We start from the raw sequence: 19760 nt of genomic DNA, 5'->3' as shown, positions 1-19760 counted from the left end.
GACAGGGAGCCGGACATGCTGAGCACCGATCTCGCCGACCTCAAGGCATATATGGCCGACAATCCCGGTGCGGTGATCGAGGACGTCGCGCGCGAGCGCAAGGTCTCGCCGCGCGTCGTGATCGAGGCGCTGCCGCCCGAGATGGTGCGCATTGGCAGTGGTGAGCACTTCGCCGCCGCCATGCAGGACATCGCGACGTGGGGAGAAGTTACCCTGATCGTCCACACCGATGATGCGATCTTCGAGTTCACCGGCGCAATTCCCGCCGGCGAGATCGGGCGCGGCTATTTCAACCTGATGCAGCCGAAGGGCCTGCACGGCCATCTCCGCCACGAGCGCTGCGCAGGCGTTGCCTTCGTCGAGCGTCCCTTCATGGGCAAGAGTTCGGCCTTCGTCGCGTTCGTCAATGCGGACGGCGGCATCATGTTCAAGGTCTTTGTCGGCTGCGACGAGACGCGGGCGCTGCGCGGTGACCAGCTCGCGCGGTTCCGGCAGCTTGCGGACCGGATCGCGGCGTAGCGTCTATCTGTCTGTCGGGAGATCAGTATGCAGGGCATATTCGGGCTTCGGCGAATGATCGTGGCAATTGCGCTGGCGCTTGCGCCGGCGCCCGCCTTCGCGAGCGACGAAGCGCTGCTGCCGCGCAATCTGTCGCCTTGGGGCATGTTCATGGGAGCCGACATCGTCGTGAAGGCGGTGATGGTCGGCCTGGCCATAGCGTCGCTGGTGACCTGGACGGTATGGCTTGCCAAGTCCATCGAGCTGCGCCGCAAGGGCGCGCGAGCCTTGCAGCGAACGCGCGCCCTCGAAGGCAACATCAGATTGACCGAGGCGGCCGAGCGGGTCGGCGACGCACACGACGCGGTCGCCCAGCTCATTCAGTCCTGCGCAAAGGAAGCGGAGCTGTCCGGCGGTGTCCTCGACGACGGTCTTCAGGAGCGGGTTGCGCTCCGGCTCGAGCGGGTCGAGGCGGCGATGTCCAGGCAGATCGCGCGCGGCACCGGCATACTCGCGACCATCGGCGCCACTGCGCCCTTCGTCGGCCTGTTCGGGACCGTCTGGGGCATCATGAACGCCTTCATCGGCATCTCCGAGAGCCACACCACCAGCCTTGCGGTGGTCGCGCCGGGCATCGCGGAGGCGCTGCTTGCCACCGCGCTCGGCCTCGTCGCGGCGATCCCGGCGGTCGTGATCTACAATCACCTCGTTCGCGGCATCGCCAATTATCGGGCGCTGCTCGGCGACGCTTCGGCGCAGCTCCTGTTGCTGTTCAGCCGCCAGCGCGACATCAGGGAATTCCGCCTGGCACGGGCGGCGGAGTAGGTCATGGGCGCAAAGCTCGGCGCATCGAAGCTCGGCTCGCGCGGCGACCCGGATGATCTCGACGTCACCCATGAGATCAACGTCACGCCGTTCATCGACGTGATGCTGGTGCTGCTGATCATCTTCATGGTGGCGGCCCCACTCGCCACCGTCGACATCGGCGTCGAGCTGCCGGCCACCGCGGCCGAGCCGGCGCCGCGCCCCGATAAGCCGGTCTTCGTCACCGTCAAGCCGGACCTGTCCATCGCGGTCGGCGAAGACATCATCGCTCGCGAGATGCTCGGCACTTCGCTCGATGCCGCCACCAAGGGCCGCAAGGACGAGCGGATCTATCTGCGCGCCGACAAGGCCGTCTCCTATGGCGACCTGATGGAGGTGATGAACACCTTGCGCAACGCCGGCTATCTCAAGGTCGCCCTCGTCGGCCTCGACGGACGCACTTGATGAGTGCCAACGCCTTCGCCCTGCACGAACCGCTTCGAGAGCGCGAAACCGCGCGCTGGGGCCTCTCGGCGGCGGTGATCGTGATGTTGCATCTGGCTGCCGCGCTACTTGCGATGAATTGGATCAGGTCGCAACCGGAGCAGGGCGTCAGCCTGCCGGCAATCATGGTCGACATGGCACAGGTGACCTCGGCGCCGCAGTCGACGCAGGACGACGTTGCGCCGGGACCGGTGATGCAGGAGGCGGACGCCTCGCCGCCGGAGCCCGTGCTGCAGCCGGTGGTCGAGGAGACCATTGCTCCGACGCCGCTGCAGGAAAAGCCTGATGTCGTGGCGCCGCCGGAGCAGAAGCTTGAGCCGACCCCGGCCAAGCCGGAGCCCGCGAAGATCGTGCCGGTCGAAAAGCCGGCCCCAGCGAAGCCGAAGGTGGTTCGCCGCGAGGCCAAGAAACCGTCCGATGCGACGCCCGCGCCGCGCACCAGCGCAGCCCCGCGCGCCGAGCGCGAGGCTCCGCTGGCATCGGCCCAGAGCGCGGGCGCCGTGGCGTCGGCGGTCGCGTCCTACAATCAACGCGTCCGCGCGCATCTGATGCGCTTTCACCAATATCCGTCCGGTGGCGAAGGCGCGCGCGGTGTTGCGAGGCTCAGCTTCACCCTCAGCCGCAGCGGGCAGGTCACGTCCAGCCGCATCGGCGGTTCGTCCGGTGTTGCCGCTTTCGATGCCCAGGCCATGTCGATGATCCGCCAGGCCTCGCCGTTTCCGCCGTTCCCGGACGAGATCAGGAACGGCGCGATGAGCTTTTCGATCCCGGTGGAGTTTACGGTGCGGTAGGCCCTCCGCTGTCATGCCCCGGCTTGACCGGAGCATCCAGGGCGGATTCAACCGTTCGTCGCAACAGTCTAACAAGGAGGTTGCGATGGAGAAGGGTGTGCGGGCAGGTCGTGCTCGAGAGGCGCTTCGAGAGGATTACAGACCGTTCTGGGCTGCGATTGCCTTGGGACGATCGAGCGGGGATGCTGCAGTTGAGGCCGGGGTGTCGCCGTCGGTCGGAGTACGCTGGTTCCGGAGGGCGGGCGGTATGCCGCCAACACATTTGTCGCGATCGTCCAAACCTCCGTCGGCGCGCTATCTGTCGTTTGCCGAACGTGAGGAGATTGCCATCTTGCGTGCGCAGGGGCATGGGGTGCGAGCCATCGCTCGTCAGCTCGGTCGGCCTCCATGCACGATCTCTCGTGAGCTCCGGCGCAATGTGGCGCGCCGCCGCGGCGCTCCAGAGTACCGAGCGACCACGGCCCAATGGCACGCTGATCGGTCCGCCCGACGGCCCAAGTTGGCGAAGTTGGCAATCAACCCGACCCTGCGGGATTATGTGCAGGACAGGCTTGCCGGTATGATCGCCAAGCCAGACGGGTTGCCCCTCGTTGGTCCGAAGGTCGTGTGGAAGGGACGCCGGGCCGTGCATCGGCAAAACCGACGCTGGGCGAGGGCATGGAGCCCGGAACAGATTTCTCGGCGTCTTCGGCTCGACTTTCCCGAGGATGAGACGATGCGCATCAGTCACGAAGCAATTTATCAGGCACTTTATGTGCAGGGTCGAGGAGCTTTGCGCCGCGAACTGACGGCCTGCTTGCGCACCGGGCGGGTCTTGCGGATGCCGAGGGCGCGCGCCTGCAAAGGCAGAAGCTTCATTCCTTCCGAGATCATGATCAGTCAACGTCCGGCGGAAGCCGCCGATCGAGCTGTGCCGGGTCACTGGGAAGGTGACCTCATCATGGGGCTTGGTAGTTCCGCGATCGGCACCTTGGTGGAGCGCACGACCCGTTTTACCATTCTGCTGCATCTGCCGCGCATGACCGGTCAGAAACAGGAAGCTCGCGTGAAGAACGGACCTGCACTCGCCGGACATGGCGCTGAGGCCGTGCGCGACGCCATCACCCGCGCAATCTTCACCATGCCCGAGCAACTGCGGCGGTCTCTAACTTGGGATCAAGGAGCTGAGCTGGCTCAGCACGCGCGTCTGAAGATTGATGCAGGCGTGCAGGTCTACTTCTGCGACCCCCATAGCCCGTGGCAGCGCGGCACCAACGAGAACACGAATGGGTTGTTGCGCCAGTACTTTCCAAAGGGGACGGATCTCAGCATGCATGATGCCGACGATCTCGAGGCCGTGGCTCTTGCACTTAACACCAGGCCCCGGAAAACCCTCGGCTGGAAAACACCGGCAGAAACCCTCGACGAACTGCTCCAAGTGAGCGATACACAGACTGTTGCGACGAACGGTTGAATCCGCCCAGTAGGCCGAGATCGGCGCAGTTTGATGACAGGCGTCTCGGAGTACTGGATCGCCGGTCAAGCCGGGCGATGACCGTGTTGAGAGAACCTCTCCCTACTTCGCCTTCAGGAAGTCCGCGACCTCGAGCAGCATGAACTCGTCGTCGTCGGCCTTGTTGGGATCGCGGCTGGAGGAGAACGGCAGATTGTTGTCGTTGCCGACGATGATGTGGGTGTCGTCGACGCGATCGACGTTCTCGATGGTGAAGAACGGGAAGGTGTAGACGCCGTCATTGAGCGGCTTCCTCGCCTTCTTGTCGGGATCCCTGATCTTCATGAGATCGATATAGCCGATCTTGCGCACGGACTTGCCGACATTGGCCTCGTTGAGCTCGATCTTGTAGACGCGCTTGAACTTGGCAAGATCCGGGAAGCAATTCTCGCCGCGGGTGCCTTGCGGGCAGGCCTTGTCGGCCGTGCCTTCGCCATTGTCGCGCTCGATGATGAGGCCGGAGGCCTGGTCGATCATGTTGAAATCGCCGATGGCGTTGCCGTTCTGCTCGAACACATATTGCCAATAGCGGCCGGTGAACTTCCCGGCGGCGACGTCGAATTCGAGGATGCGGGAGGCTTCCTTGCCGTCGACCTTTTCCCAGTCCTTCTTCTCGGCATCCCACAGCGGTCCTTCGAGCAGGCCGTACAGGAACTTGCCGTCCTTGGAGGAGGCAAAGCCCTCATAGCCCTTGGAGCGGCGGAGGTTGACGTTGGTGTAGGTCGCACCCGGCGCGCCGGGCGTCGCCACCGCCCAATGATCCGGCGAGCGCACCGGCTTGCCATCGGCGACCGTATCGAACACACCGAGGATCTTGCCTGATTTGTCGGCCTTGAGGATGTAGGGGCCGAACTCGTCGCCGATCCAGAAGCTGTCGCCGATGATCTGGAAGCCTTCGGTGTCGAAGTCGGCGCCGGTGAGGTAGCGCTTCGGCGTGTCCTCGTGGACGATGCGGAACGGGACCTTCCTGTCGGGATCGTGCAGGAAGATGGTTTCCAGCCGCTCGATCTTGCCGCCGGCCCAGTCCATCTTGTAGCGGTTCAGGTACAGCATCGAATCCGGCGAATTGGCGCGTGCGCCCATGCCGTTGTCTGTGATGACCCAGAAGCTGCCGTCGGGCATGGTCTTGATGCCGGAATGGCCCTGCAGCGGCTGGCCTTTGAACGGCAGCGACACGCCGGTCGCCCGCTCATAGGACTTGCCCATCACGGTGCCGAGCGCGTCGACCCGCTTGCCGGTGGTGTATTTGCCGGAGGTCTTGAGATCGGCAGGGGCATCGGCGGGGGCGTCGATGAAGGTCGCGGCCGGCATCACCACGTGGCCGGCGAGCTTGGCGGGGAATTCACCCTCGCTCTGCGCGAGCGCGGAGCTCGCGGCGAGAACGATCGTTGCGACGGTGCTGAGAAAAGTCGCGCGCATGTGCGTCTCCTGTTGGCGGACGCACGCCTTATGCGGATCGCGTGTTGCAGTATTGTGAAGCCGGGCCAAACGCCGCAGATGACGGCGGCGCCCTACACGCCCTGGTAGACCAGCCTGGTGAAGAAGCCGGGATCGATCACGAACTGACCCCATATCGCGTCGAAGGCCGCTGTCGGCTTGGCCGCAACGGTTTCGTCCCGCGTTCGTCCCTGCCTCTTGAGCCGGGCGACGTTGTCGCGGATTCCGACGAGCATGTCGCGAAAGGCCTGAAACTCGGCTTTGTTGCTGACCGGCTTGCCATGTCCGGCGATGACGATCGTGTCCTTGTCCATTGCCGCAAGATTGGCGTCGCATGCAGCGATCATCCCGTCGATGCTTCCGCCGGTCGAATAGTCGATGAACGGATAGATGCCGTTCCAGAACAAATCGGCGACGTGAACGACGTTGGCGTCTGCGAAGGTGACGGAGATGTCGCTGTCGGTGTGCGCGGGCCCGTGGTATTTCAGGCTGATCGAGGTTCCGTTGAGCTTGAGCGCGTGGCTGCCTGCAAAGACTTCACTGGGAATTCCACCCGCGCCGAGCGGAAGGAAATTGTAGTCCCAGTCGTCGACGCGCTCGACCTGGAGGAGATGCTTCCGGGTGTTTTCGTGTGCAATGATCCTGGCGCCGGCTGAATGCAGCCATTCGTTGCCGTCGGCGTGGTCGAAGTGCCAGTGGGTGTTGACGAGGTGCGTGACGGGATCCGCGCCCAGATCGGCCAGCGCCTTGGTGAGCTGGGGACGCGAGACACGGATGCCCGCATCGATCAGCAGCTTGCCGTCCGGGCCGGTCAGCACGGCGATGTTGCCCCCGGATCCTTCGAGCACGCTGATGTTGTTGCGCAGCTTGTAGGTCGTGATCGGCGATGTCGCGGCGCTGTCCTTGATCAGGCTGACGATACCGCGGGCCTCGGCATAGGCCTGCCTCGGCGTAAGCCAACCTGTCGTGGCGGCGAAAGCGCCGCCGACGCAGCACAGGCAAAAGCCTCGCCGGGACAGTGAGGGGAGTTTGGGCGATCCCATGGAATCCTCGCTTTCTGGAGCGAGTGTCGGTAGCGCCAACGCTCCCCCACCGCCGATGCAGCAGGTAGCATCGGAGCAGGGATGCGATCTATCACGATAGCACGATCGTTCGTGCGAAGCGGGTAGCTACTCCTTCACCGCGCCGGTCAGCGAGGACACGTAGTAGTCCACGAACAGCGAGTAGAAGACCGCGACCGGCAGCGAACCGAGCAGCGATCCGGCCATCAGCGCGCCCCATTGGTAGACGTCGCCGGTGACGAGCTCGGTCAGGATCGCGACCGGTACGGTCTTGTTGGCGCCGCTCTGGATGAAGGCGAGCGCGTAGATGAATTCGTTCCAGGACAGCGTGAAGGAGAAGATGCCGGCCGAGATCAGCCCGGGCACCGCCAGCGGCAGCGTGACGCGGCGCAGGATCTGCAGCCGCGTGGCGCCGTCGACCAGCGCGCATTCCTCGAGCTCATAGGGAATCGACTTGAAATAGCCGATCAGGAGCCAGGTGCAGAACGGCACCAGGAAGGTCGGATAGACCAGGATCAGGGCCAAAGGTGAGTCGAACAGGCCGAACTGCACGATGACGGTGGCGAGCGGAATGAACAGGATCGACGGTGGCACGAGATAGGCCAGATAAATGCCGAGGCCGACATAAGGGCTGCCGCGGAAACGCAGGCGCTCGATGGCGTAGGCGGCGAGAGTGCTCGCGATCAGGGACAGCGTGGTCGAGCCGATCGCCACCGTCATCGTCGTCCACAGCCAGCGCGGATAGGAAGTGTCGAACAGCAGGTGCTTGATGTGGGCGAGCGTCGGCGAGGAGATCCAGAACGGGTTGTGCTCCTTGTAATTGAGCAGCTCGGCGTTCGGTTTGAACGAGGTGATCGCCATCCAGTAGAACGGAAACAGCAGGATCAGCACGAAGCAGCCGAGCGGCAGGTAGATCATCATCAGCCGCCGAAGCCCGGAATCCCAGGCCATGGTGTCGGGTGCCGCTTTCGCGTTGGCCACGGCGGCGGTTTGCGCGACGGTGTCAGTCATTGGCCTCTCCCTGCTGCCATTTGCGGCGGGCCAGGCCGAAATAAGAGAATAGCGTCGCGAAGATCAGGAACGGGATCATCGACACCGCGATCGCCGCTCCCTCGCCCAGCTCGCCGCCGGCGATGCCGCGCTGGAACGCCAGGGTCGCCAGCAGATGGGTGGAGTTGACGGGCCCGCCGCGGGTGATGGCGTAGACCAGCTGGAAGTCGGTGAAGGTGAAGATGATCGAGAAGGTCATGACGATGGCCAGGATCGGCATCATCATCGGGAAGGTAATATAGCGGAAGCGCTGCCAGGCGCTGGCCCCGTCGAGCATCGCGGCCTCGTAGAGCGAGGGCGAGATGGTCTGAAGTCCTGCCAGCAACGAGATCGCGACGAAGGGAATGCCGCGCCAGATGTTGGCGGCGATCAGCGAGAAGCGCGCCGGCCACGCCGAGCCGAGGAAGTCGACATTGCTCGACCGCCAGTGCAGCACGTCGACCAACAGATAGGAGATGATCGAGAACTGCGGATCGTAGATCCACCAGAACGCCAGCGCCGAGAGCACCGTCGGCACGATCCAGGGCAACAGGATGATCGCACGCAGGATGCTCTTGAACGGAAAATGGTTGTTGAGCAGCAGCGCGAGCCAGAAGCCGAGCGCGAACTTCCCGAAGGTCGCGATGCCCGTATAGACCACGCTGTAGAAGACCGCGTTCCACCACAGGGGATCGGTGAGCAGGTACTGGAAATTCTCGAAGCCGACGAAGACGCCGCGGCGGCCGATCGTGGTGTCGGTGAAGGCGAGCCAGATGCCGAGGCCGAGCGGATAGGTCAGGAACACCGACAGCAGCCCGATCGCGGGCGCCAGGCACATCGCGATCAGGAACGGCTTGTAGTCGAACAGCCGCACGATCCAGTTCGGTTGCCGTTGGGCCAAGGCTGGGGAGGAAAACGTCGTAACGGACATCAGGTGTTGTCCCGTCTGTGAAAGTCACCACACCCGTCGTTTGGAGCGAAGCGAAGCAATCCAGTCTGTCGCCGCGGCTGCAGTCTGGATTGCTTCGTCGCTTCGCTCCTCGCTATGACGGTCGTTCGGCTGCTATCGCTGCCGCCGGAAGTACCGCTTGCAGCGTTGCTCGGCTTCCGCGGCTGCGGCCTCCGGCGTGGCCGCACCGGTCGCAACGGACGCGCACATCTGGATCAGCACGTAGTCGGCACTGACGGCTCCGGTCGCCGTCGAGATCGGGCCTTTGTAGCCGTCATAGTAAGTGCTGTTCATCGTGTCCTTGAAGATCGAGACCTTGGGGTCGCCTTTCCAGACGGCTGCCTCGGCATAGGCAGCCAGCGGCTGCGACCAGTACCCGGAATTGGCGTTGAGCCACGGCTCGTACTGGTCCTTCTCCAGCATGTATTGCAGGAAGGCCTTTGCGGCGTTGGGATACGGGCTGTGCTTGAACAGCATGGCATTGAGGGTCAGCCCCGCCATCGGAGAGACCTTGGCCAGGCCCTTGGGCAGCAGCTGATGCTCGCTGTCGTCGGCGATCGCCTTGGTCGCCGGGTCGTTCTTGAGCGAGAAGTACAACGAGACGCCGTTGGCCGTCAGCGAGATTTCCTGCGAGGAATAGGCGCGGTTGTTGCTGACGTCGTTCCATGACGGCGTGCCGGCGATGAAGGTCGGGTAGATCTGCTTGACCCAGTTCAGCGCCGCGATGGTCTCCTTGCTGTTGATGATGACGTTGCCCTCCTCGTCGAGCAGGGAGGCGTTGTGCGACCACAGCGCCCAGTTGGCGAAGCCGTTGCCGTCGCCCTTGGCGTTGCCGAGTGCGAAGCCGGCCGGTTTACCGGCCTTGTGCAGCTTCTGGCACAGGTCGAGGATTCCGGCATGGTCTTCCGGCACCTTGTCGAAGCCGACCGATTGCAGGATCGACTTGCGGTAGATCAGCGGTCCCGCGGTCGCACCGAACGGCAGGCCGATCCAGGCGTCGCTCTTGTTCCTCTTGCCGTAGCGCTGCGCCAGCGGCAGCCAGCCGCCATAGCGCTTGCCGACATAGTCGGCGACGTCGGTCAGCTCGATCAGCTTGTCGATGTAAATGTGCGGCGCGTCGGAGAAGCCGATGATGATGTCGGGGCCGGCGCCGGAATTGGCGGTCACTGCGGTCTGCTGGTTGATGTCTTCCCAGCCGACGAAGTCGACCTTGACCTCGACTCCGGTCTCCTTGGTGAACCTTGCCGCATTGGCGCGGAAGACGTCCTCGTCGGCCTGGACGAAGCGCACCGGGCGCAGCATGCGCAGGGATGCGCCCTTCTCGATCTCGCGCTTGGGGGCCGGAACATCGGCCGCCTTGATAGTGGATGTTTGCGCCGCAGCACCGGTGGCAGCAAGCGTTGCAGCGGACAGGCCCAGCGCCAAGGCATCACGGCGTGTGATGTCGTTCCTCATCAGTACCTCCCTATGATGTTCCCTTCCCGGCGTTGATCGCCGGTGAAGGGTCGTCCGGTTCCGGCGCCTTTGCGCCGGCCGCCTAGCTGTTCGGCCCGCGATCCATGCTGACGGGTTGCCAGCGGCGGAGCGTGGTGTCTTGCAGCACCGACGGATTGACGCAGCTTACCGGCCACATGCCCTGAAGTACCAGTGACAATTCGTAGCCCACCCGGCGCTTGCGCGCTTCGTCAAACCGTGCCGAGGCCGAGGCGACGTGGGCAGTCAGGGTCACGTTCTCCATGCCGAGCAGGGGATTGTTGTGGGAGGGCGGCTCCTTCTCCAGCACGTCGAGCGCGGCGTGCGCGATCCAGCCCTCCTGCAGCGCCTTGATCAGGCTCTCCTCGTCCACGGTGGCGCCGCGCCCGGTGTTGATGAAGATCGAGCCTTTCTTCATCTGCCGAAAGTGCTTCTCGGTCAGCATGTGATGCACCTCGGGCCTTGCCGGGGCATGCATCGAGATGAAGTCGGACTGCGACAGCACCTCGTTCAGCGTCGCCGGAATCACGCCGTGGTCCCACATCAGCGTTTCCTGGATGAAAGGATCGTAGGCCATCATGCGCAGGCCGAACGGCGCCGCGCGCTTCGCAACCGCACGCGCGACGCGGCCGAACGAGACGAAGCCGAGCGTCTGGCCCATCAGCCTGGGGACTTTGAGCAGCGCCGGCCGGCCCTCGGCCCAGCGGCCGCTGCGCACCATACGGTCCTGCTCGACCAGTCGGCGGAAGCCGGCGAGCAGCAGCATCATGGCGTGATCGGCGACCTCCTCGATGAAGGTGTCGGGGATGTTGGTGACGGGAATGCCGCGCGCGGTGGCGGCCTTGACGTCGACGCTGTCGACTCCGACCGAGCCGAGCGTGATGACCTTGCAGCTCTGCAAGCTGTCGATGATGGTCTTGGTGATCGGGATGCCCTTGGCATAGATGGCGTCCGCGCTCTTTGCGGCGGCGATGAACCCGGCTTCGTCGGCGGGGGCCTCGATGATCTCGGCGTCGATCGGATCGAGCGCCTCGCGCTCATAGGAATAGTCGCTGCCAGCGACCGTGAAGCTCGCGCCCTTTGGCGTCACCACCCTGTATTTCGGCATTTCCTGCTCCCGATTTGGTTTGTCGGTTCTTGTGACACGTCCCTTGGGGGGGCGGGCCTTTGCGTCTTTTACGCGAAATCGAGGTCGATGCGTACAATCGCCGGTTGCTGTTGCTGCGATTTTATTCAGCCGTTCGGGCGTTTTGTCCGGGCTTCTACGGAGCCGCCCGTAACTGCTTGATAAGGGGTCACACACTAAAACTTGAATGGATTTCGATCGATTCACTCGCGTGCCCGTATCCCCTTTTACTGCCGGAGCTATCCCCCGTGAAATTGAGCAATCTGAAGATCGCCTCCAAGCTCGGCATCCTTGTCGGCGTCACGCTGTTGGGCCTCTGCATCTCCGGTGTACTTGCCGGCTATCTGATGAAGCGCGAGATGGTGAATGCGCGCATCGATCAGGCCAAGTCGATCGTCGATATGGGCCGCAACTATGCCCTCGCCCTCAAAAAGCGGGTCGATGCCGGCGAGATGACAAAGGACGCGGCGCTCGCCGACCTTCGCCGCTACGGCAATTCGATGACCTACGACAACGGCTCGGGCTATCTCTTCGGCACGTCCTATGACGGCATCACCCAGCTCGCGCCTGATCCGAAACAGATCGGCGCCAACCGCATGGACGTCGTGACCAACGGCCGCAAGCTGTCCGCCGAGCTGATGGACGGCGTCAAGGCCAACGGCTCGATCCTTCTGTATTATGAATATGCGAAGCCGGGCCAGGCAGCGCTGATCCGCAAGATCGGCTACGCCGTCGCCGTCCCCGGTTTCGACATGTATCTCGGAACCGGCGCCTATCTCGACGACATCGACGCCAAGATGGGTCCGGTCTACTGGCTGCTTGGCCTCGCCATGCTCGGAATCGTCATCGTCGCCGGCAGCGTCGCCTGGCTGATCGGCCGCGGCATCAGCCGTCCGCTCGCGCTGCTCGGCACCCGCATGAAGGAACTCGCCGACGGCAAGCTCGAGGGCGAGATCCCCGGCGTCGGCCGCGGCGACGAGGTCGGCGCGATGGCCTCCACCGTCCAGATCTTCAAGGACAACGCGGTTCGCATCCGCGACCTCGAAAAGACCGAAGCCGATGCCCAGGAGCGCGTCGCGGCGGAACGTCGCAGCGCGATGGAGGGCATTGCCAACGACTTCGAACGCAGCGTCAACGGCATCGTCCGCTCGGTCTCCTCGGCCGCGGCCGGCATGCAGACGACGGCGCAGTCGATGACCGCGACCGCTAGCGATGCCTCCTCGCGCGCGGCGACCGTCGGTGCCGCCTCGCAAAAGGCCTCCGGCAATGTCGGCACGGTCGCGGCGGCCGCCGAAGAGCTGTCGAGCTCGGTTGCGGAAATCTCCCGCCAGGTCACCCGCTCGACCGAAGTGGCGAGCCGCGCCGTCAGCGACGCCGAGCGTACCAACGCCACCGTGCAGGTGCTCTCGACCGGCGCCGAGAAGATCGGCGAAGTCGTCAAGCTGATCCATTCGATCGCCGCGCAGACCAATTTGCTCGCGCTCAATGCCACCATCGAGGCGGCACGCGCCGGTGAATCCGGCCGCGGTTTCGCGGTCGTCGCCTCCGAGGTCAAGGCGCTCGCCAACCAGACCGCCAAGGCGACCGAGGAGATCTCCGCGCAGGTCGCGGCGATGCAGACCTCGACCAGCGACGCGGTCACGGCCATCTCCGGCATCACCCAGACCATCGCCGAGATGAGCGAGATCACCGCGGGCATTTCCGCATCGATCGAGCAGCAGGGCGAAGCGACCCGCGAGATCGCCCGCAACATCCAGTCGGTTGCGGCCGGCTCGAGCGAGATCAATACCCATATCGGCGGTGTCACCTCGGCCGCGGAAGCGACCGGCTCTGCCGCCACCGACGTGCTCACCAACGCCCGCGAGCTGGACAACCAGTCCGGCGCGCTGCGCAGCGCGGTGGACGGCTTCCTCGCCAAGGTGCGTGCGGCGTAAGCTTTCACGCAAGCCGATCTCTATCCACGACGTCGTCATGCCCGGGCTTGTCCCGGGCATCCACGTTCTTGGGCACCGCATGTGCGGATAGACGTGGATGGTCGGGACAAGCCCGGCCATGACGGAGAATGCGGCCTACGCTTTCGCGCGCCCCTACTGCTTCTCGATCTTCGCGTTGGTGATCAGCTTCTCCCACAGCACGAGCTGTTCGTTCACGAACGTGCCGAGTTGTTCCGGCGTGCCCGAGAACGCGTCCATGCCGAGAGTGGCGAGCTGGGCCTTGATCTCCGGCTTCTCGATGATCTTCCGGATCTCGGCGTTGAGCCGGGTCACGATCTCCTTCGGCAGGCCGGTGGGGCCGAAATAGCCCTGCCAGGACGTGATGTCGAAATCAGGTACGCCCGCCTCCTGCATCGAGGGCAGGTTCGGCACCAGCGGCGAGCGGTCCTTGGTGGTGACGGCGAGCGCGCGCAGCGCGTTGCCATTGACGTGGGGAAGGCCGGTGAGGATGTCGACGAACATCATCGAGACGCGGCCGCCCATGACGTCGTTGAGCGCCGGCGGCGAGCTCTTGTAGGGCACGTGCAGCAGGTCGAGCCCGGCATTGTGGGCAAAGGTCGCACCCGAGACGATCGCGGAGGACGATCCCGAGGCGTAGCTCAGCTTGCCCGGATTGGCCTTGCCGTAGGCGATCAGCTCGCCGACGGTCTTGGCCGGCACTTCCGGATTGACGACCAGCATGAAGGGCAAATCGCCGGTGCGCGCGATCGGGGTGAAGTCCTTGACCGGATCGTAGGTGAGGCTCTTGAGCAGATAGGGATTGGCCGAATGCGTGGTGTTGGTGGTCACCAGTAGCGTGTAGCCGTCGGGGGCGGCCTTGGCGACATAACTCGCGGCGAGCATGCCGTTGGCACCCGCCTTGTTCTCGATGATGATGCCGACGCCGAGCGCCTGCGACAGATGCTGCGAGATCAGCCGTGTCGTCGTGTCGGTGCCGCTGCCGGCCGCAAACGGCAGCACCAGCGTGATGTTGCGGCTCGGCCAGGTATCGGCCTGGGCAGTGGATGCGGCGGCAAGACAAAGTGCGGCCGTGCCGACGGCACGCAAGTTTCGAATCAACGCTGAAAGCATGTCTGGTCGTTCCCTCTTTTTTGTTGGCGGGGAACCTAGCGTCTCCTCGTCGAAATCGGAAGCGGTGAGTTAACTTGCTCCTGTGCCCCGGGCGCAGTGCAGCGCGCCGCCCTTTGCGGCGTGGTGCGCTGCTGAACCGGAGCCCATGCCTGCGGCAATCGGGATCCCGGCTCTGCGACGCAGCGCTTGCGCGCTGCATCTAGTCCGGACACAGATATCACTCCGTTCATCCGCCCTGCGGAATTACTTCACGGCCGAGCCCTGGCGTGAGGCGATCACGACGCCGGCGAGCACCAGCGCGTAGCCGATCAGGTGGAACGCCTGCAGCTTTTCGCCGAGCAGCAGGATCGCCATCGCCGAGCCGAACACCGGCACCAGGTGGAAGAACGGCGCGGCGCGGTTCGGGCCGATCAGCGCGACGCCGCGGTTGAAGAACAGATAAGCCAGCGTCGAGGGAAAGATCAGGATGTAGCCCAGCGTCGCCAGCGTGATCCCGTCGAATTGCAGCACGCGGCCGCTTGCCGCCTCCCAGATCGCGGCGGGGATCAGCATCGTCGCGCCGCAGCAGGTGGTGAAGGACAGGAAAGAGAGCTGGTGGATCTTGGGCCGGCGCGGGATGAAGGCCGAGTAGATCCCGAACGCCACCAGCGAGGAGGCGAACATGATGTCGCCCCTGTTGAAGCTGATGCTCGCGAGCGCGGAGAGATCGCCGCGCAGGATGATGATCAGCACGCCGAGAAGCGAGATTGCGATGCCGGCGAACTGGGCACCCGTCAGCCGTACCCCGAACAGCACCAGCGACCACAGCGCCACGAACAGGGGACCGGCCGACTGGATCAGCAGCGCGTTCAGCGCCTCCGTATACTGCATCGCCCAGTACGAGATCGCATTGTTGAAGGCGAAGCCCACCAGCGACAGGAACAGCATCAGCGGCAGGCTGTTGCGCAGGGCAGGCCAGTCGCGCTTGAGATGCGGCCAGGCGAACGGCAACAGGATCAGGAAAACGCCGAACCAGCGGATCGTGGTCACCGTCAGCGGCGGCACATGCGCACCGACATGGCGCGCGAGCACGATGTTGCCGGCCCAGAACAGCGAGCTCAGGCTGAGCAGCAGATAAGGCTGGTTGTTGAGCCAGCTGGCCGGACTGGAGGCGGGTGGCGCGGGTGAAGCGGTCGTCATTGGCGTTGGATACGACCTTGCGTCGGATTGGCATCGTGGCACAAGTCACGCGGCCGCAATGCTACAATGCAGGCAAACCCCGAGGAGGCGCCTTTGCCGGTTAATATGTTGAACATCGCGGGCCTGGAACGGCTCGATCCGCAGGCACCGGTTGTGATGCTGAACCTGATGCGTTTCCACGCCCGCTCCCGCGACGGCGACGGATCCGGCTGGGACGCCTATCTGCGCTACAGCGCCGTCACCGTGCCGATGATCAAGGCGCGCGGCGGCACCTTGCTCTGGACCGGCGAGGCCAAGGCCGTCGCGCTGGGACCGCAGGCCGGCAACGACTGGGATTTCGTCGCGCTGGTCCATTACCCCACCGTCGCGGCCTTTTTGGACATGATGACGTCGGAGGCCTACGAGCGTGAATCCGACCCGCATCGGGTCAACGGCTGCGCAGAACACGTGATCATCGCGACGAATGAGGCATACAGCAAGTTGAAGGTAAGCTCACAACGAGATTCGTAGATCTGTAGGGTGGGCAAAGGCGCGCTCTTCGCGCGCCGTGCCCACCATCTTCCCTGTTCCGCCTGGCATGGTGGGCACGCTTCGCTTTGCCCACCCTACGAAGGCTCAGCTCAAGCCGCCGCCTGCTTCCGTGACGCCACGAACACGCCCGACAGCACCAGCGCAAACCCGATGAAGTGGAACGCCTGCGGGTGCTCGCCCAGAAACGCCATCGCCATGATCGAGCCGAACACCGGCACGACGTGGAAGAACGGCGCGGCGCGGTTGGCGCCGATCAGGCGGACGCCGCGATTGAAGCAGAGATAGGCCAGCGTCGAGGGAAAGACGGCGACGTAGAACAGCGTCAAGAGGTTCGGCCCGTCGAGCTTCATGACCGGGCGCGCGGACAATTCCCAGATCTCGAGCGGAATGAGGCAGGCCGCGCCAACCCCGAAGGTGAAGGCGAGGAACGACAGGCCGTGCATCGGCGGCCGTTTCAGCGTCAGCACCGAATACAGCGCGAAGATGATAAGCGCGACGATGAAGATCAGATCACCCTTGTTGAAGTCGATACTCGACAGCGTGGTGAAATCGCCGTGCAGCAGAATGGTCAGCACGCCGCACATCGAGAGAGCCACGCCGAACGCCTGCGCCGCGGTGAGCCTGACGCCGAGGATGGCCAGCGACCACAGCGCCACGACCAGCGGCGCCGCCGACTGCAGCAGCAACGTGTTGAGTGCCTGGGTATGCTCCAGCGCCCAATATTGCAGCGTGTTGAATGCGCCGATGCCGGTGATCGAGAGCGTGACCATCAGGCCGAGCCTGCCGCGGATCGCTGGCCAGTCCTGGGCAAGATGTTTCCAGGCGAACGGCAGCACCAGGAGGAAGGCGAAGAACCAGCGCAGGAACGACAGCGTGACCGGCGGGATGTGGCCCGCGGCGAGCCGCCCGACGATGGCGTTGCCGGCCCAGCACAGCGCGGTGATGCAGAGCAACAGATAAGGCTGGTTGGCAATCCAGCTGTGGCCGGATGTTTCGGTGCTGGTGGTCTGGCCGGTGGCGGACATTGTGGTTGTTATGGTCCCGCGTCGATAGCGCCGAGACCCCGGCCCGGGTCGATCCGGGCCGGCTGATCGCCCGGCCTCGCTCAAAGACACGGAAATGCGCCCGATATCAATGGTGCGAGGCGCATCGCGACCATGCGCAGTGCGATGCGGCCGGAACCGCGTTCAGTCCTTTCGTCCGGTGCGGGTCGCAAAGGGCTTCAGCAACTCGGCGCAGGCGAGGTAGACGACGACCAGAAGCGCGATGCCGGCCATCATGATCGGCGGCGGCGTGACGAAACCGAACCAGGCACCGACCGGCGTGAACGGCAGCACCATCGCGACCAGCAGGGCAACCAGCGAGGAGGCGGACAGCAACGGATCCGGCCAGTTGCGCCATGGCCGCCCATTGGTTCGGATGATGAAGATGACAAGGATCTGGGTCGCCATGGATTCGATGAACCAGGCGGTGCGGAATTCCTCCGGGGAGGCCTTGAACAGATAGAGCAGGGCGCCAAAGGTCAGGAAGTCGAACACCGACGACAGCGGCCCCATGATCGCGGCGAAGCGCGCCAGCCGCCTCATGCTCCACACCTGCGGCTGCGCGGTTGCGGACGGTGAGACCTGGTCGAAGGGAATGCCGAGCTCGGAGAGGTCGTAGAGCAGATTGTTGAGCAGGATCTGCGTCGGCAGCATCGGCAGGAACGGCAGCGCGATCGAGGCGATCGCCATCGACAGCATGTTGCCGAAATTCGAGCTCGCGCCCATGCGGACATATTTCAGGATGTTCGCGAAAGTGCGCCGTCCCTCCTCGACGCCGTCGGCGACGACTTCGAGGTCGGACGCGAGCAGGATGATGTCGGCGGCGGCCTGCGCCACGCCGCTCGCGCCGTCGACCGACAAGCCGATATCGGCGGCCTTCAGCGCCGGCGCGTCGTTGATGCCGTCGCCGAGAAAGCCGACCACCGCGCCGCTCGCCTGCAGCGCTTTCACGATGCGGGACTTCTGGTCGGGTGCGAGCCGGCCATAAGCATCGGTCGATTGCACCTGTACGGCCAGCGCGTCATCGCTGAGTTCGGCGATGTCGGCGCCCGACAGCACGCGGTCGGCGTTCAGTCCGACCAGGCCGGCAAGCCGCTTCACCACCACGGGATCGTCGCCCGACAGGATCTTCAGCCCGACGCCGCTCGCTGCAAGCCGGGCGATGGCGGCCGCCGCCGTCGGCTTCGGCGGATCGGCGAATGCGCAAAGACCCTCGAAGACGAGATCGGTCTCGTCCTCGGTCTCGACCTCGCGCGTTGCGCCGGTCCAGGGGCGCGAAGCAATGGCGATGCAGCGCAGCCCCTCTGCCGCGAGCTGATGCACGCGCGCGATCGCGGCCGTTCGCGCATCGTCGTCCATCGCGCTGCTGTGCTGCGTCGTGCACAACGCCAGAACCGCCTCCGGCGCGCCCTTGACGATAAGCAGCGCACCTTCGGGACCGGTTGCGAGTACTGATCCCAGCCGGCGCGAGAAATCGAACGCCTGCCGGCCGGCAAGCGACCAGCCTTGTACGGCATTGGACTGGCCGGCAACCAGCGCCGCATCGAGCGAGCCGCGATCCCCGCCCAGTTCTGCGGCGATGGCGCCGAGCCGCGCGGGGCGGACGTTATCCTTGCCTTCGGCATCGAGGCTGCCTGCGAGCGTGATCTCGGCCGAGGTCAGCGTGCCGGTCTTGTCGGTGCATAGGACGTTCATGGCGCCGAGATCGTGGATCGCGGCGAGCCGCTTGACGATCACCTTGCGGCCGGCCATGCGCAATGCGCCGCGCGACAGCGTCACTGTGGTGATCATCGGCAGCAATTCCGGGGTCAGCCCGACCGCCAGCGCGACCGAGAACAGCAGCGAGTCCATCACCGGGCGGCCGAACACGACGCGGACAGTGAGCACGACCAGCACCAGCGCCAGCGTGGCGCGCGCGATCACGAGGCCGAATTCTCGCAGATCGCGTTCGAACGGCGAGGGCGTCTGCGCTTCGGCAAGCGCGGACGCGGCCGTGCCGAACACGGTGTCGCGGCCGGTCCTGACCACGAGCGCGATCGCCTCTCCGGTCTGCGCCACCGCGCCGCGGAACAGCGCATTCGATGTATCGTCGGGGTCGGTGACCGCGCCGGCGCGCTTCTGCACCGGATAGGGCTCGCCGGTCAGCGCCGCCTCACCAGCGGTGAACGCGGTGCTTTGAAGGATCAACGCATCCGCCGGGATGATGTCGCCGGCGCGCACACGCAGGATGTCGCCGGGCACGACGTGATCGACGTCGATCTCGCGGAAGGTTCCGTCGCGCTTGACCTCGGCCTTCAGCGCCACTGAGCGGCGGAGGACTTCCGCGGCGCGGATCGCATGACCTTCCTGGACGGTGTCCAGCCCGATCGAGAGCGTCAGGATCAGGACGATGATGAGCCCGCCGACCTCGTCGCCGGTGAGCATCGAGACGATGCCGGCGACCAGCAGGATCAGCGACAGCGGCTCCAGCAACCGGCGCAGGACTGCCCGCATCGCACCTTCGGTGCGCGCCGCCGCATCGCTGTTCGGCCCGAAACGGTCGAGGCGCCCGGAGGCGTCCGCCGCAGCCAGGCCGGCGAGCGTGCAGTCCAGGCGCTTACAAAGCTCATCGGGTGACAGACGCCAGAAATGGTTGTCGGCGCGCGCTGGATTGTCCGGCAAGCGGGTCTCCCATTTGAAGGCATCTTGCTGGTCCACGTGCCGCTAGATTCGGCGTAACGTGTTGACCTGCCGCAATCCGGTCTGCTGTGAGCGCGCTAGCTTCGCCAGTATGGTCGA

Annotated in this window: 17 protein-coding genes; 7 read left to right on the top strand and 10 right to left on the bottom strand. The window is 64.7% G+C overall.

Annotated elements, in window-relative coordinates; translation table 11 throughout:
• Nucleotides 1-15: 15 nt before the first annotated feature.
• From hutX to IVB24_RS34230, 5 genes are all read left to right on the top strand, one after another.
• Nucleotides 16-519, top strand: a complete 504-nt coding sequence (gene hutX, locus IVB24_RS34250) for a heme utilization cystosolic carrier protein HutX (protein WP_247770923.1) — start codon at nt 16-18, stop codon at nt 517-519.
• 54 nt (nt 520-573) lie between these two features.
• Nucleotides 574-1323, top strand: coding sequence for a tonB-system energizer ExbB (gene exbB, locus IVB24_RS34245; RefSeq protein WP_247770915.1), 750 nt, complete (start codon nt 574-576; stop codon nt 1321-1323).
• Nucleotides 1324-1326: 3 nt separating this feature from the next.
• Nucleotides 1327-1767 (top strand): TonB system transport protein ExbD, encoded by a 441-nt coding sequence (exbD, locus tag IVB24_RS34240; protein ID WP_094976931.1) that lies wholly within the window; start codon nt 1327-1329, stop codon nt 1765-1767.
• Nucleotides 1767-2597, top strand: a complete 831-nt coding sequence (locus IVB24_RS34235) for an energy transducer TonB (RefSeq protein ID WP_247770904.1) — start codon at nt 1767-1769, stop codon at nt 2595-2597. Before exbD ends, IVB24_RS34235 begins: the two co-directional genes overlap by 1 nt.
• Before the next feature lie 85 nt (nt 2598-2682).
• Complete coding sequence (locus IVB24_RS34230) at nt 2683-4050, top strand: IS30 family transposase (RefSeq protein WP_247770902.1); 1368 nt, start codon at nt 2683-2685, stop codon at nt 4048-4050.
• A gap of 102 nt (nt 4051-4152) precedes the next feature.
• Here the strand turns inward: IVB24_RS34230 and IVB24_RS34225 are convergent, their stop codons facing one another.
• The 6 genes from IVB24_RS34225 to IVB24_RS34200 all read right to left on the bottom strand — a co-directional run bounded on the left by IVB24_RS34225 (nt 4153) and on the right by IVB24_RS34200 (nt 11146).
• Nucleotides 4153-5508, bottom strand: a complete 1356-nt coding sequence (locus IVB24_RS34225) for an esterase-like activity of phytase family protein (protein ID WP_247770899.1) — start codon at nt 5506-5508, stop codon at nt 4153-4155.
• 92 nt (nt 5509-5600) lie between these two features.
• Nucleotides 5601-6569 (bottom strand): MBL fold metallo-hydrolase, encoded by a 969-nt coding sequence (locus IVB24_RS34220; protein WP_140481096.1) that lies wholly within the window; start codon nt 6567-6569, stop codon nt 5601-5603.
• Between the two features lie 126 nt (nt 6570-6695).
• Nucleotides 6696-7598 carry a carbohydrate ABC transporter permease gene (locus tag IVB24_RS34215; RefSeq protein WP_094976935.1) on the bottom strand — a complete coding sequence of 301 codons (903 nt, stop codon included), beginning with the start codon at nt 7596-7598 and terminating at the stop codon, nt 6696-6698.
• Entirely contained in the window at nt 7591-8547 is a 957-nt protein-coding gene (locus IVB24_RS34210) for a sugar ABC transporter permease (protein ID WP_094976936.1), read from the bottom strand. The genes IVB24_RS34215 and IVB24_RS34210 overlap by 8 nt, the downstream gene beginning before the upstream one ends.
• 132 nt (nt 8548-8679) lie before the next feature.
• Nucleotides 8680-10020 (bottom strand): extracellular solute-binding protein, encoded by a 1341-nt coding sequence (locus IVB24_RS34205; RefSeq protein ID WP_094976937.1) that lies wholly within the window; start codon nt 10018-10020, stop codon nt 8680-8682.
• Between the two features lie 82 nt (nt 10021-10102).
• Nucleotides 10103-11146 carry a C-terminal binding protein gene (locus IVB24_RS34200; RefSeq protein WP_094976938.1) on the bottom strand — a complete coding sequence of 348 codons (1044 nt, stop codon included), beginning with the start codon at nt 11144-11146 and terminating at the stop codon, nt 10103-10105.
• A 266-nt stretch (nt 11147-11412) separates the two neighbouring features.
• Here IVB24_RS34200 and IVB24_RS34195 point away from each other — a divergent pair, with 266 nt between their 5' ends.
• Nucleotides 11413-13098, top strand: coding sequence for a methyl-accepting chemotaxis protein (locus IVB24_RS34195; protein ID WP_094976939.1), 1686 nt, complete (start codon nt 11413-11415; stop codon nt 13096-13098).
• A 153-nt stretch (nt 13099-13251) separates the two neighbouring features.
• On the opposite strand, the gene IVB24_RS34190 is transcribed toward IVB24_RS34195, so the two are convergent.
• Both IVB24_RS34190 and IVB24_RS34185 read right to left on the bottom strand, forming a co-directional pair.
• Nucleotides 13252-14229: a tripartite tricarboxylate transporter substrate binding protein gene (locus IVB24_RS34190; RefSeq protein ID WP_247770896.1), complete on the bottom strand. Its 978-nt coding sequence runs from the start codon at nt 14227-14229 to the stop codon at nt 13252-13254.
• A 243-nt stretch (nt 14230-14472) separates the two neighbouring features.
• Complete coding sequence (locus tag IVB24_RS34185; protein WP_162406785.1) at nt 14473-15408, bottom strand: DMT family transporter; 936 nt, start codon at nt 15406-15408, stop codon at nt 14473-14475.
• A gap of 105 nt (nt 15409-15513) precedes the next feature.
• Between IVB24_RS34185 and IVB24_RS34180 the strand changes: the two genes are divergently transcribed.
• Nucleotides 15514-15918: a DUF1330 domain-containing protein gene (locus IVB24_RS34180; protein ID WP_247774224.1), complete on the top strand. Its 405-nt coding sequence runs from the start codon at nt 15514-15516 to the stop codon at nt 15916-15918.
• A gap of 110 nt (nt 15919-16028) precedes the next feature.
• Here the strand turns inward: IVB24_RS34180 and IVB24_RS34175 are convergent, their stop codons facing one another.
• Nucleotides 16029-16964 carry a DMT family transporter gene (locus IVB24_RS34175; RefSeq protein ID WP_140481092.1) on the bottom strand — a complete coding sequence of 312 codons (936 nt, stop codon included), beginning with the start codon at nt 16962-16964 and terminating at the stop codon, nt 16029-16031.
• A 162-nt stretch (nt 16965-17126) separates the two neighbouring features.
• Entirely contained in the window at nt 17127-19643 is a 2517-nt protein-coding gene (gene mgtA, locus IVB24_RS34170; RefSeq protein ID WP_247770894.1) for a magnesium-translocating P-type ATPase, read from the bottom strand.
• Nucleotides 19644-19760 lie beyond the last annotated feature (117 nt).

This window comes from Bradyrhizobium sp. 192 (assembly GCF_023100965.1).
GTDB classification, from domain to species: domain Bacteria; phylum Pseudomonadota; class Alphaproteobacteria; order Rhizobiales; family Xanthobacteraceae; genus Bradyrhizobium; species Bradyrhizobium symbiodeficiens.
Note: the sequence above shows the minus strand (reverse complement) of the source record. Positions and strands in the feature narration are given on the sequence as shown.